This window comes from Cellulosimicrobium sp. XJ-DQ-B-000, assembly GCF_031119065.1.
Classification (GTDB): domain Bacteria; phylum Actinomycetota; class Actinomycetes; order Actinomycetales; family Cellulomonadaceae; genus Cellulosimicrobium; species Cellulosimicrobium funkei.
On the sequence record NZ_JAVHYN010000004.1, the window covers coordinates 56,876 to 69,591 of the forward strand.

Sequence of the window (12,716 nt, forward strand, 5' to 3'; positions counted from 1 at the left end):
CGCCGTGCTCCGCGTCCCCCTCGACCTGCTCCTGCCGCAGGTCTCCGTCGCCGACGTCCGGCAGCGCGCCGCGGAGCTGCCCCGCCGCGGGCAGGAGGTCCGGGTCCGCGTGCGCGACGACGTGCTCGTCGCGCGCCGCTGGGCCCCCGGCGCGCACGCGAGCGGGCACAGCGTGCTGCGCGCCCGGCTCACCGAGGAGCCCGACGGCGTCCGCGTGCGCGGGACGGTCGCCCCGAGCGGGCTGGACCTCGTGCTGGTGGCGATCTGGCTCGCCGCGGCCGCCGGGATCGCGACGCTCGGCGCCGTCTACCAGAACGGGGTCGCGTGGCTCGTCGCGCTCCTCCCGCTCGCCTTCGGCGCGGTCTTCGCCGCCTGGCTGCCCGGGGCCGCCCGGTCCGGTCACGACGTGCTGCTGCGGGCGCTCGCCGCCCTCGGCGAGGGGCCCGACCCCCACGGGCTACGGTGACGGGCGTGGCCCGCCCTCCCGTCCGCATCACGTCCGACCCGCCGCGGGGGACCTTCTCCGCGTGCACCCTCGTGCTCGGGACCGACCCCGAGACGGCGGCCAGGTGGGTCGCCGCCGCGTTCGGCGCGCTGCGCTGGAAGCGCCGGGCGTCCGACGTCGCGCACCGCGAGGGCGCGTCGTTGTGGGAGGTCGGGGGCGCGGCCCGTGCGTTCTTCCTCGACGACCTCGACGTGCTCCGCCTCGTCACCCCGCGTGCGGCGGCGTTCTTCTCCCACGGGCGGGCCGTCGCGACGGTCCAGCCCGACGCCGCCGCGCACCGCACCGTCGTCATGCTCTCCCTCGTCGAGGGCCAGCTCTCCTGCCGCGAGAGCTTCGGCGCCGTCGCGCGGCACCTGCACGAGGCCGCGGTCCGCGCCGGGGCTCTCCCGCCCCACGACGTCCCGGTGTGGACGAGCGCCTACGACCTGCCGGCCGGCTCCCCCGGCCACCCGCGGTCGCGCAAGCGCCTGTTCCGCGGTTCCTGAGCACCCGTACCGACCAGATGGACACCGAGAAGGCGCCTCATCTTCAGACTAGAATTCGAGTCTGAATAGAGACTAGAATCATGGGGTGCAGACATATCCCATGAGCGAAGCGAAGACCAACCTGTCCGCCCTGGTCGACGAGGTGGAGAGCACCCACCAACCGGTGACGATCACCCGTCACGGGAAGGCAGCGGCGGTGCTGATCGCGCCGGAAGACCTGGCGACGCTCATGGAGACGCTGGCATGGCTGTCCGACCCTGACCACGCGGCCGAGATGGCCGAGGCCGAGGAGGCGGTGGCGCAGGGCCGCACCCTGAGCCTCGCTGAGGTGCGCGAGCAGCTGGCCTCGCGACGGTGACCGACGTCGACGGTGGGTGGGAGGTGCGCCTGAGCCCACCGGCCGCGCGCATGCTCTACCAGCTCCCACCACGCCTGGCCGACGCCGTGATCCGCTTCTGCGACGAACCACTTGCGTCGAACCCCTACCGGGTGACGAAGGCGCTCGGGGCCGAGCTCGCCGGCCAGCGCGCCGGGTACGTCGGGATCGGGTTCCGCGTCCTGGTCCGCATCGACGACGACCAGCGTCTGGTCACCGTGATGCGGATGGCCTACCGGGCCGACGCCTACCGGTAGCCCAGGACGGGCGGTACGAGAGTCAGCCCCGTTCCAGCCGCGCGAGCTCGACGCCGTCGTGGTCGACCAGCACGAGCACGGCACCGTCGAGCCCGGCGCGGGAGGAGCGGGCCAGGAGATCCGGCACCGGCTCGCCCTCGCAGCCGATCTCGGTGTGCCCGCCCGAGGTGACGACCAGGCGCCCCTCGGCGCCGACTCGCCAGGTGCCGTCCGCGACGTTGCACCCGTCGGTCCCGGTCCACGAGCCGTCCTCCGCGAGGACGACGTGCGGGTCGGTCGCATAGTCGGTGCCGGGCTGCCAGCGGCCGACCAGGTCGCCCGCGGTGGCGGGCGCCGTGCCGTCGGGCAAGGGTGCGGCCGTCGTCGGCGCCGGCCCGGCCGTCTCCCCCGGGCGGAGGGGCGCGTCGGCGCCCGGCCCGGCGCACGACGCGAGGAGCGCCACGGCGAGCACCGGGAGGGCCGTCGTCCTGCGTGGGGGACGTCGTCGGGTCATGTCTCGATCGTGTCGCCCGGTGGGCGAACCTTGCACCGCCCGGGCGGGCCGCCCCGCGCGAGGACGCGGTGCCGTGGGACGATGCCGCCCGTGACGGAGCTGACCTTGCACGACGACGCCAAGCGCCGCGTGGTGCGCGCCAACCTCACGTTCGCCGCGGTCCTCGTGCCGATCCTCGGGCTCACGGCGGTCTCCCTGGGGATCAGCACGCGCAACCTCGCCCTCGCGCTCGGGTACGCGTGCGTCGTGCTCGCGATGATCCCGCTGACGTACGTGCTCGCGCGCCGCTTCACCGACCGCTCCCGCGTCACGTTCGGCGACGGGTCGGTGACGGTCCAGGGCTGGGGCCGACCGCGGCGGTTCACGGTGGCCGAGATCGAGCGCGTCGTCACGGTCGACAGCATGGGGTTCGGGGGCATGACGCCGACGCACCACCTCATCGTCGTGGGGCCGACGAAGCGCCTCGCCCTGCTCGTCGGGCAGATGTGGGACCGCGACCAGCTCTCGGCCGTCGCGCTCGACCTCGCGCACCGCGGCGTCCCCCTCAACCCGGTCCACCAGTCGGTCACTCCCGTGCAGCTGCGGGCGATGGACCCCCGGCTCGTGCCGTGGCGTCAGGCGCACCCGGTCGCGCTGGGCCTGCTCGTCGGGGTCGGCGTGCTGCTGTTCTTCCTGGTCGCGTTCGTCGTCATGGTCGCGTTCCTCGTCTGACCGTCGCGTCCGGCCGGGCGCGGTCGTGCCAGTAGCCCTGGGCGTGCACGCGCGACCGCGCCACGCCCGCCGCCACGAGCTCGGCCCGGACGCGCGCGACCGTGGCGCTCTCCGTCGCGCACCACGCGTAGAAGCCGTCACCCGCAGAGGCCGCGGACCGGCCGTGCTCCGCGACCCAGTCGCGGACGGCGCCCAGCACCGCCCGCTCGGCGCCCCGGCGTCGCGCGCGGGGCACGCGCTCGACGTGCACGGTCGCGGGCACGTCACCGAGCGGGGCGTCCGCCGGGTCGTCGGCCTCGACGAGCACGTGCGCCCGGACGTCGGGGCCGAGGCTCGCGAGGATCCCGCGCACCGCGGGCGCGGACGTCTCGTCCGCGACGAGGAGCACATGCCCGACGGCGGGCCCCGGGTCCCACTGCGTGCCGTGGTCGGTCACGCCGAACCGCGCGTGCGGCGCGGACAGCAGGACGCGGTCCCCGACCGCCGCCCGCCGCGCCCAGGCGCTCGCCGGGCCCGCGGGCTCGTGCAGGTACAGGTCGAGGTCGACCTCGGCGACCTCCGGACGCACGGCCACGGGCGTGTACGAGCGCATGACGGGGCGCACGTCGTCGTCGAGCGCGGACCACTCGCGGCGCCACGTGCTCTCGTCCGCGAGGCGCGCCCGGCGCGCGAGGCGGTCCGCGCCCGGCCCCGGGAGCAGGATCTTCACGCGCTGGTCGAGCCCGACGTCGGCGCACCCGACCAGGTCCGGACCGGCGAGCGTCACACGCACGAGGCGCGGGCCGACGTCGTGCACGCGGGCGACCGTCGTCGGGAAGAGCACGTTGGGCGACCGGTGGAACCGGCACCCGGCCGGGCTCCCGGCGCTCGCCGGGGGCCCGGCCGCCGCGTCAGGAGCCGGCACGGTCCTGCAGGAAGCGCTCGACGTCGTCGAGCACGGCCTGCCCGCCGAGCGGCCCGACGCCGCTGATCCAGGAGGACTGGTCCACGACGCGCACGTCGGGGAACGACACGGCGTTGAGCGGGATCTCCGCGGGGACCGCGGACGCGTCGTCGGGGTCGGCGGCCGAGACGAGCACGAGGTCGGCGGCGGCCTCGGTCACGCGCTCCGGGGACAGGTCCACGGAGATGTCCTCGCCCCACTCCTGCTCCGGCGTCGTGAACCCGACGCACTCGAGCGTGCTGCCCGCGAACGACCGCGGCCCGTACGCGGACACGATGCCGTCGCGCGGGCGCAGGAGCTGCGCCGTGCCGGAGACGCCGTAGTCCTCCTGGAGCTGGGCGCACCGCGCGTCGTAGGCGTCGAGCAGGGCCTGGGCGTCCGCCTCCCGGCCGAGCGCGCGGCCGACGAGCAGCACGTTCTCCTGCCACGGGTCGGTCTGGGTCTCCATGAAGACGGTCGGCGCGACGCTCGCGAGCTGGTCGTACAGGTCGGAGTGGCGCGACTCCGTGCCGAGGATGAGGTCCGGCTCGAGCGCCGCGATGGCCTCGAGGTTCGGCTCGGGGACGGTCCCGACGACCTCGATCGCCTGCGCCTCCTCGCCGAGGTACGCGGGCACGCCCGCCTCGACGCTCAGCACGGCGGCGCCCACGGGGACGACGCCGAGCGCGACGGCGGTGTCCGTCTCGACGGGCTCGAGCGTCACGACGCGCTGCGGCGCCGCGTCGAGCTCGGTGGTCCCCCGCGCGTGCTCGACGGCGTACCCCGCCGCGGTGTCGTCCGGCGCCGGCGCGCCGGTCGCCGCGGGCTCGGGGTCGGACGAGCACGCCGCGAGGAGGGTCGCGGCGAGCACGAGGGCGGTGGTGGTGACGCTGCGGCGCACGCGCGGGCTCGACGTGGTCCGGGAGATCGGCACAGGAGGTTCCTCCGTCGTGGGATAGGGTCGCCTAACCTTACCTGCCCACCGGGGCGGGTGACGCCGCGCTGGATACGATCACTGCATGTCCGGGCCCGTGTTCGCCGGCGCCGCCGCCGGTCTCGTCGTGGGCGTCCTGCTCACCCTCGGGCTCGTGCTCGCCTGGCGGCTCGCGCGCGGGTCGCGCGAGCTCGGGAGCGACTCCGACCGGGCGACGTTCCGCACCCTCCACCTCGCATCGCGCGCCGCGACGCACCTGCGCGACGGGCTCGACGGCGACGACGTCGGCCGCGCGGCCCGCTCCCTGCGCCAGCTCCTCGGCGCCGACGCGCTCGCCGTCGTCACGGCGGACGGCGCGGTCGCGCTCGACGGGAGCTCGACGCTCGAGCCCGACGCGCGGCGCGTCGCCGAGCGCGTCCTCGCCACGGGACGGCGCCACGTCGAGAGCGGCGACGTCGAGGACGCCGTCGGGGCGCCCGTCGTCGCGGGCGGGCGCGTCGCCGGCGTCGTCGTCGCGTTCGCCGACACCGTGCGGCCGCCGCTGGTGCGCGCGACGGGCGAGGTGGCGCAGTGGTGCGCGGCGCAGCTCGAGCTCGCCGAGCTGGAGGCGTCGCGCACGGCGCTCGCGCAGGCCGAGCTGCGCGCGCTGCGCGCCCAGATCAGCCCGCACTTCGTCTACAACGCGCTCGGCGCCATCGCGTCGTTCATCAGCACCGACCCCGAGCGGGCGCGCGACCTCGTGCTCGACTTCGCCGACTTCACGCGCTACTCGTTCCGCGGGCGCGGCGACTTCACGACCCTCGCCGACGAGCTGCGCTCGATCCACTCCTACGTCGAGCTCGAGCGCGCCCGGTTCGGCGAGCGCCTCGCCGTCACCCTGCAGATCGCGCCGGAGTCGCTGACGGCCGTCATCCCGTTCCTCTCCGTCCAGCCCCTCGTCGAGAACGCGGTGCGCCACGGCCTGGAGCCGCGCGAGCACGGCGGGACGATCGTCATCACCGCGCGCGACGAGGGCACCCAGACGGAGATCACGGTCGAGGACGACGGCGTCGGCATGGACCCGGCCGTCGTGCGCGAGCTCCTCACGTCGCGCGACACGACGCACGTGGGCCTGCGCAACGTCGACACCCGCGTGCGCCAGCTCTACGGCGACGACCACGCGCTCGACATCGAGACCGCGCCCGGCTCGGGCACGCTCGTGCGGCTGCGCGTCCCGCGGTCGCAGCCGCTGCACGAGACGGAGGTGAGCGTGCCGTGACCACCCCGGACCCGGCTCCGGCCGGCGGTCTCCCCGGCGGGGCGGGCGACGCCGTCGGGCTGGACGTGCTCGTCGCCGACGACGAGCGGCCTGTGCTCGACGAGCTCGTGGCCCTGCTCCGCCGCGACCCGCGCGTGCGCACCGTGCGCGGGGTCGCGAGCGGCTCCGAGGCGCTGCGCGAGCTCTCGTCGCGCACGGTGGACGCGGCGTTCCTCGACATCCACATGCCGGGGCTGACCGGCCTCGACCTCGCCCGCGCGCTCTCGCGGTTCGCCGACCGCCCGGCGGTCGTGTTCGTCACCGCCGACGAGGCGCGCGCCCTGGAGGCGTTCGACGTCGAGGCCGTCGACTACGTGCTCAAGCCCGTGCGGCGCGAGCGGCTCACGCGCGCGGTCGACCGCGTCGTCGAACGGGTCGCGGAGCGCACCGCGGCGGGGCGCACCCCCGCGACCGACGCGGCGGCACCGTCCGCGAGCGCCGCCGCTCCACCGCCGGTTGCCGGCGACCCGGCGGGCGGTGCGGCCCCGGCCGAGGAGACGCTCGTCGTGACGGTCGGCACGACGACGCGGCTCGTCCGGCGCAGCGCGGTGCGGTGGGTGCAGGCGCAGGGCGACTACTCCCGGCTCGTGACGGACACCGAGCAGTTCCTCGTGCGCGAGCCGCTCTCCGACCTCGAGGAGCGGTGGGCGCCCGCGGGGTTCCTGCGCGTGCACCGGTCGTACCTCGTGGACCGCGCGGCCGTGACCGCGGCGCGGTTCGGCGGGGCGCAGCCCGCGCTCGTCGTCGCCGGGCACGAGGTCCCGGTGAGCCGCCGCATGGTGCCCGCCGTGCGCGAGGCGCTCCTCGGGCCGCACCGGGGCGCGCCGTGACGGGCACCGACCCGCGTCGTGACGCGCGCGTGCGCGTCCGGTCCACCGACCTCCCCGCGGCGCGCGCCGGCCGCGGCGAGGGTGCCGGCCCGGAGGGCGGGGCGCCGTCGGGCACGGCACGGACCGGCGAGCCGGACGACGCCGCGACCGCCTACACGCGGGGGCTCGTGCGGGCCCAGCTCCGGCTCGGGCTGGCGTGCGTGGCGTCGTTCCTCGCGGTCGTCACGCTGCTCACGGTGACGATGAGCGGCGTGCCCGCGCTGGACGACGTCGTGCTGCTCGGCGTGCCGCTGCCGTGGCTCGTGCACGCGTACGGCTTCTACCCGGTGATCGTCGCGTTCGCGGTCGTCTTCGCGGTCGCGGCGGCGCGCAACGAGCGCCGGTACCGCGCGCTCGCCGAGGGCGCGGGCGGGCCCGACGAGCCCGGCCCCGACGACGGCGGTGCGCCGTGACCAGCGCGCTGCCCCTCGTCGCGATCGCGCTGCTCCTGCTCGCCACCGGCCTCATCGGGTTCTACGGCCTGCGGATCTCGCGCACCACGAGCGACTTCTTCGTCGCGTCGCGCACCGTGCGGCCGGTCTGGAACGCGTCGGCGATCAGCGGCGAGTACCTGTCTGCGGGCACGTTCCTCGGGCTCTCCGGCCTCGTGCTGCTGTCCGGCGCGGAGGCGTTCTGGTTCCCCGTGGGGTACGCGGCGGGCTACCTGCTCGTCCTGCTGTTCGTCGCAGGCCCCCTGCGGCGCAGCGGCGCGTACACGATCCCCGACTTCGTGCACGCCCGGCTCGACTCCGTGGTCGCGCGCCGCGTGACGAGCGTGCTCGTGCTCGTCATCGGGTGGCTCTACGTGGTGCCGCAGCTCCACGGGGCGGCGCTCGTCATCACGAGCGTGGCCGCGGTGCCGCCGTGGGTCGGCTCGGTAGGGATCGCGGTCGTGGTGAGCGCGGTGGTCGCCGCGGGCGGGATGCGCTCCATCACGTTCGTCCAGGCGTTCCAGTTCTGGGTCAAGCTCACCGCCCTCGCGGTGCCGCTCGTCTTCGTGCTCATGGCGCTCGGCGGGGCGTTCGAGCCCGGTGGCGCCGTCGTCACGTTCGACCCCGGCGCCGTGTTCCCCCCCGAGGCCGGGCCGGGTGGCCTCGACGCGTACGCGACCGTCTCGCTCCTGCTCGCCCTCCTGCTCGGCACGACCGGCCTGCCGCACGTCCTCGTGCGCTTCTACACCTCACCCGACGGCGGCTCGGCCCGCCGCACGACCGTCGTCGTGCTCGTCATGATCAGCGTGTTCTACATGGTGTCGAGCACGCTCGGGCTCGTGGCGCGGGTCGTCGCGCCCGACCTCGCGGCGCCCGGGGTCGCGGACACGGTCGTCCTCACGCTGCCGACCCGCCTCGTGCCCGGGCTCGGCGGCGAGCTCCTCGCCGCGCTCGTCGTCGCCGGGGCGTTCGCCGCGTTCCTCGGGACGTCGTCGGGGCTCGTGGTGGCGCTGGCGGGCGTCGTGAGCCAGGACCTGTTCGGCGGCACCGTGCGGTCCTTCCGCTGGTCGGCGGTCGCGTGCACGCTCATCCCGCTCGCGTTCGCGCTCGTCACCATCCCGCAGGGCCTCGTGACGAGCGTCGGGACGGTGTTCGTCTTCGCCGCGTCGGCCCTCTCCCCCGTGATCCTGCTCGGCGTGTGGTGGCGCGGCCTCACCGCGCGCGGCGCGGTGGCGGGCATGGTCGTGGGCGCCGTCCTGTGCGCGACGGCGCTGCTCGCGTCGTCCGCGCTCGTCGCCGCGGGGTACGGGAGCCCGTCCGGCGGCACGGCCGACGGCGTCCCCGGCGTCGTGCGCGCCCTGCTCGCCCAGCCCGCCGCCTGGACCATCCCGCTCGCGACGGCGACCGTCGTCGTCGTGTCGCTCCTCGACCGGCGCGGGCCGCCGCTGCGCACCGACCGGTTCCTCCGCCGCCTGCACGTGCCCGAGCGCCGGAGGGCCTGAGACCTGCAAGGCCGACGACGACCCGTCGCCATGGTCGGTGTCTGGGACCTCGCTCGAGCACCTGAAATCTGTAGCGTAGGAAACCTGAAATTCGTAGCGTAGAGAGCCCGAGATCCGTAGCGCGAGGCGCCGGTACGCCTCCGGCCGATCCCTCCGCATCTCACCTGGCGGGCGCTCTCGACCGCATGTCGGATGGGTCGTAGGATCGTGCCAACCATCCAGAGCGGTCGAGAGTCCTGGCTCGACGACACCGCAGCAACCCGCCGACGGAAGCCTCCCGAGGACAAAGGTGCTAACGCCAGGGTCGATGGAGTGACGCATGACCTCAGAGGCATCCTTCGCGCACCGTCCGGGCCGTCCTCGGCCGACGGTGTCGTTCGAGCTCATGCCCCCGCGCCGACCGGACGCGGCCCCGAAGTTCTGGGAGACGGCACGCCGTCTCGTCGCGACGCACCCCGACTTCGTGTCCGTGACGTACGGCGCCGCGGGCACCGACCGCGCGACCGCGCGCCAGGTCGTCGGACGCCTGCTCCAGGGCACGCCCGTGCTGCCGATCGCGCACCTCACGTGCGTCGGGGCGTCGCGCGAGGACGTCGAGTCGGTCATCACCGACTTCCTCGACGAGGGCGTGCGGAGCTTCCTCGCCCTGCGGGGCGACCCGCCGCGCGACCAGCCGGACTGGCAGCCCGCGCCGGACGGCGTCCGGTCGTCGACCGAGCTCGTCGCCCTGCTGCGCGAGGTCGAGGCGTCGCGCTGCGCGTCCGACCCGGCCGTCGCGCTGCGCGGCGCGGCCCGGCCGCTGACGATCGCCGTCGCGACGTTCTGCGACGGCAACCCCGCCGCCGGCACGACGCGCACCCAGGAGGTGCGACGCCTCTGGCAGAAGCAGCAGGCCGGCGCGAGCTTCGCGATCACGCAGCTCTTCTACGACGCGTCGTCGTACACCGACTTCGTCGCCGAGGCCCGTGCGGCCGGCGTGACGATCCCCATCCTCGCCGGGCTGCTGCCCACGACGGAGCCCGCGCGGCTCCGTCGCGTCGAGGAGCTCACGGGCGTGCGCGCCCCCCAGCACCTGCTGGACGCGCTGGACGCCCTGCCCGACCCGGAGGCGCAGCACGCCTACGGGATCGCGTACTCGGTCGACCTCGCGCAGCGCGTCCTCGACGCGGGCACGCCCGGTCTGCACGTGTACACGTTCAACAAGCACCGCGCCGCTCTTGACCTGCTCGAGGGTGTCCACCTCGGCGGCGGGTCGGCCGGGACGGGAGGCAGCACCAGCGCTGCCGCCGCCCCGCTCGTCCCGGACCTGGCCAGCGGGCCGTGGGTCACCGGCACCTCCCTGCCCACGACGAGCGCCGCCACGCACGGCGCGCCCGTCTGACCGGTCCTCCGGACCAGCAAGAGGTTTCGATCATGGCCACTTCCGTACCCTCCCCTACCCAGAACCCGGTCGGTTTCCCCGCCGGCACCGTGCTCGGCTACCCGCGCATCGGCCGCCGCCGCGAGCTGAAGAAGGCCGTCGAGGCGTTCTGGGCCGGCAAGACCTCGGCCGAGGAGCTCGAGGCCACGGCCCGCGAGCTGCGCCTCGCGACCGTCCGCCGGCTCGTCGACCTCGGCCTCGGCGACGACGACGCGTCCGTCCCCGGCTCGTTCTCCTTCTACGACCAGGTGCTCGACGTCGCCGCCTCCCTCGGGGCGGTCCCGTCGCGGTTCGCGTCGCTGACCGACGACGCCGGTCGCCTCGACCTCGCGGGCTACTTCACCGTGGCGCGCGGCCAGGGGGACGACGCCCCGCTCGAGATGACCAAGTGGTTCGACACGAACTACCACTACCTGGTCCCCGAGATCGGCCCGGACACCCCGATCCGCTTCGTCGACGACCGCGTCGTGCGCGAGTTCGTCGAGGCGAAGGAAGCCGGCGTCGTGACGCGGCCCGTCGTCGTCGGGCCGGTGACGTTCCTCGCGCTGTCCAAGGCCGCGGACGACGCGCCCGCCGGGTACTCGCCGCTCGACCGCCTCGACGACGTCGTCGCCGCCTACGCCGACCTGCTGCGCGCGCTCGCCGCGGCGGGGGCGCCGTGGGTCCAGCTCGACGAGCCGATCCTCGTCACCGACTCGGTCGACGTGCCGTTCACCGAGCTCGCCGCCGCCGTGGGGTCCGCGTACCGCGCCCTCGCGACCGACCTCCGCCCGGTGCCGAGCCCGGGGTCTTCGGCGGCCTCGTCCGCAAACCCGGCGGCAACCCCTGGTTCGGCGCAGGACGCGCGGCCCGCGATCCTCGTCGCCACGCCGTTCGGCGGGCTGGAGACGTCGCCGGACGGCGACGGCGCGACCTTCGACTTCCTGGCGGCCCTCGCGGGCACGGACGTCGAAGCGATCGCGATCGACGCCGTCCGTGCGGACCTTCCGGACTCGCCCTACGACGACCTCCTGACGAAGACGCTCGTCGTCGGCGCGATCGACGGGCACAACGTGTGGCGCGCCGACCTCTCGGCAAAGCTCGACACGCTGACCGCCGCGCGCAGCCTCGGTGCGGGCGCGGTCGCCGTCGGCACGTCGACGTCGCTGCTGCACGTGCCGCACGACGTCGAGGACGAGACGTTCGCCGAGCCCGGCACGGCGTCGGGCACCACGCTCGACCCGCGCCTGCGCGACTGGCTCGCGTTCGCGGACCAGAAGGTCGGCGAGGTCGCGACGCTCGCCCGCGCGCTGACCGAGGGTCGCGACGCCGTCGCGGCGGAGATCGAGGCGTCCCGCGCGGCGGTGGCGTCGCGCGCGGCGGCGAGCGGCGTCGTCGTGCCCGCGGTGCGCGAGCGCGCGGCCGCGCTGACCGACGCGGACTTCGCGCGCGGCGACTACGCCGAGCGCGCGGCGGCGCAGCAGGAGCGTCTGCACCTGCCGCTGCTGCCCACGACGACGATCGGGTCGTTCCCGCAGACGCCCGAGATCCGCCGCGCCCGCGCGCTGTGGACGAAGGGCGAGCTCGCGGACGCGGACTACACGACCGCGATGCGCGAGGAGATCGCGCGCGTCGTCGCGCTCCAGGAGGAGCTGGGCCTCGACGTGCTCGTGCACGGCGAGCCGGAGCGCAACGACATGGTGCAGTACTTCGCGGAGCACCTCGACGGGTTCGCCGTCACGGCGAACGGCTGGGTCCAGTCGTACGGGTCCCGCTGCGTGCGCCCGCCGATCCTGTGGGGCGACGTCACGCGGCCCGCGCCGATCACCGTCGAGTGGTCCGCGTACACGGCGTCGCTCACCGAGAAGCCCGTCAAGGGCATGCTCACCGGGCCCGTGACGATCCTCGCGTGGTCGTTCGTGCGCGACGACCAGCCTCTCGGCGACACCGCGAACCAGGTGGGCCTCGCGCTGCGCGACGAGATCGCGGACCTCGAGGCCGCCGGCATCGGGATCGTCCAGGTCGACGAGCCCGCGCTGCGCGAGCTCCTGCCGCTGCGCCGCGCGGACCAGCCGGCGTACCTCGACTGGTCCGTCGGGTCGTTCCGGCTCGCGACGTCGGGCGTGGAGGCGGCGACGCAGATCCACACGCACCTGTGCTACTCGGAGTTCGGCGAGGTCATCGGCGCGATCGACGGCCTCGACGCCGACGTGACGTCGGTCGAGGCGGCGCGCTCGCGGATGGAGATCGTGCCGGAGCTGCGCGACGCCGGGTACTCGCGCGGCATCGGGCCGGGCGTCTACGACATCCACAGCCCGCGCGTGCCCTCGACGGAGGAGGTCACCGAGCTGCTGGAGCTCGCGGTGAAGTCGATCGACCCGCGCGTCGTCTGGGTCAACCCGGACTGCGGCCTGAAGACCCGCCGCTACGAGGAGACCGTGCCGTCGCTCGAGCACCTCGTCACCGCGGCGAAGGCCGTCCGGGCCACGCTCGGCTGACCCCCGGACACGCCGGAGGCCGGGTCCCGTCGGGACC

At 75.3% G+C, this 12,716-nt stretch carries 14 protein-coding genes and 1 riboswitch; of the genes, 11 read left to right on the plus strand and 3 right to left on the minus strand.

The genetic code is table 11. The features are described 5' to 3' along the window. Positions 1-4: 4 nt before the first annotated feature. The 4 genes from RDI86_RS08060 to RDI86_RS08075 all read left to right on the plus strand — a co-directional run bounded on the left by RDI86_RS08060 (position 5) and on the right by RDI86_RS08075 (position 1,623). Complete coding sequence (locus RDI86_RS08060; protein ID WP_308821111.1) at positions 5-466, plus strand: hypothetical protein; 462 nt, start codon at positions 5-7, stop codon at positions 464-466. A gap of 5 nt (positions 467-471) precedes the next feature. After that, positions 472-990, plus strand: coding sequence for a hypothetical protein (locus tag RDI86_RS08065; RefSeq protein WP_308821112.1), 519 nt, complete (start codon positions 472-474; stop codon positions 988-990). A 100-nt stretch (positions 991-1,090) separates the two neighbouring features. Then, positions 1,091-1,348, plus strand: coding sequence for a type II toxin-antitoxin system Phd/YefM family antitoxin (locus RDI86_RS08070; RefSeq protein ID WP_198163206.1), 258 nt, complete (start codon positions 1,091-1,093; stop codon positions 1,346-1,348). Then, on the plus strand, positions 1,345-1,623 hold the full coding sequence (locus RDI86_RS08075; RefSeq protein WP_034653831.1) for a type II toxin-antitoxin system RelE/ParE family toxin: 279 nt from the start codon (positions 1,345-1,347) through the stop codon (positions 1,621-1,623). Before RDI86_RS08070 ends, RDI86_RS08075 begins: the two co-directional genes overlap by 4 nt. Positions 1,624-1,645: 22 nt before the next feature. Here the strand turns inward: RDI86_RS08075 and RDI86_RS08080 are convergent, their stop codons facing one another. Then, a complete protein-coding gene (locus RDI86_RS08080) occupies positions 1,646-2,116 on the minus strand; it encodes an META domain-containing protein (protein ID WP_308821114.1) in 471 nt (156 codons plus the stop codon). 90 nt (positions 2,117-2,206) lie between these two features. Here RDI86_RS08080 and RDI86_RS08085 point away from each other — a divergent pair, with 90 nt between their 5' ends. Continuing rightward, a complete protein-coding gene (locus tag RDI86_RS08085) occupies positions 2,207-2,827 on the plus strand; it encodes a hypothetical protein (protein ID WP_308821115.1) in 621 nt (206 codons plus the stop codon). Here the strand turns inward: RDI86_RS08085 and RDI86_RS08090 are convergent. Together RDI86_RS08090 and RDI86_RS08095 are read right to left on the minus strand one after the other, a co-directional pair. Then, positions 2,805-3,731 (minus strand): siderophore-interacting protein, encoded by a 927-nt coding sequence (locus RDI86_RS08090; protein WP_308821116.1) that lies wholly within the window; start codon positions 3,729-3,731, stop codon positions 2,805-2,807. The genes RDI86_RS08085 and RDI86_RS08090 overlap by 23 nt on opposite strands. After that, entirely contained in the window at positions 3,718-4,683 is a 966-nt protein-coding gene (locus RDI86_RS08095) for an iron-siderophore ABC transporter substrate-binding protein (RefSeq protein WP_308821117.1), read from the minus strand. The genes RDI86_RS08090 and RDI86_RS08095 overlap by 14 nt, the downstream gene beginning before the upstream one ends. Before the next feature lie 85 nt (positions 4,684-4,768). Here RDI86_RS08095 and RDI86_RS08100 point away from each other — a divergent pair, with 85 nt between their 5' ends. From RDI86_RS08100 to metE, 6 genes are all read left to right on the plus strand, one after another. Beyond that, positions 4,769-5,941 (plus strand): sensor histidine kinase, encoded by a 1,173-nt coding sequence (locus tag RDI86_RS08100; protein WP_034653820.1) that lies wholly within the window; start codon positions 4,769-4,771, stop codon positions 5,939-5,941. A gap of 59 nt (positions 5,942-6,000) precedes the next feature. After that, positions 6,001-6,810 (plus strand): LytTR family DNA-binding domain-containing protein, encoded by an 810-nt coding sequence (locus RDI86_RS08105; protein ID WP_076404598.1) that lies wholly within the window; start codon positions 6,001-6,003, stop codon positions 6,808-6,810. Then, entirely contained in the window at positions 6,807-7,262 is a 456-nt protein-coding gene (locus RDI86_RS08110; protein WP_308821118.1) for a heavy metal transporter, read from the plus strand. Before RDI86_RS08105 ends, RDI86_RS08110 begins: the two co-directional genes overlap by 4 nt. Further along, complete coding sequence (locus RDI86_RS08115; protein WP_308821119.1) at positions 7,259-8,782, plus strand: cation acetate symporter; 1,524 nt, start codon at positions 7,259-7,261, stop codon at positions 8,780-8,782. Before RDI86_RS08110 ends, RDI86_RS08115 begins: the two co-directional genes overlap by 4 nt. 211 nt (positions 8,783-8,993) lie before the next feature. Then, a riboswitch (SAM riboswitch) is annotated at positions 8,994-9,096 on the plus strand. 5 nt (positions 9,097-9,101) lie between these two features. Further along, positions 9,102-10,163, plus strand: a complete 1,062-nt coding sequence (locus RDI86_RS08120) for a methylenetetrahydrofolate reductase (protein WP_308821120.1) — start codon at positions 9,102-9,104, stop codon at positions 10,161-10,163. 32 nt (positions 10,164-10,195) lie between these two features. After that, positions 10,196-12,679 (plus strand): 5-methyltetrahydropteroyltriglutamate--homocysteine S-methyltransferase, encoded by a 2,484-nt coding sequence (gene metE / locus RDI86_RS08125; protein ID WP_308821121.1) that lies wholly within the window; start codon positions 10,196-10,198, stop codon positions 12,677-12,679. Positions 12,680-12,716: the final 37 nt, after the last annotated feature.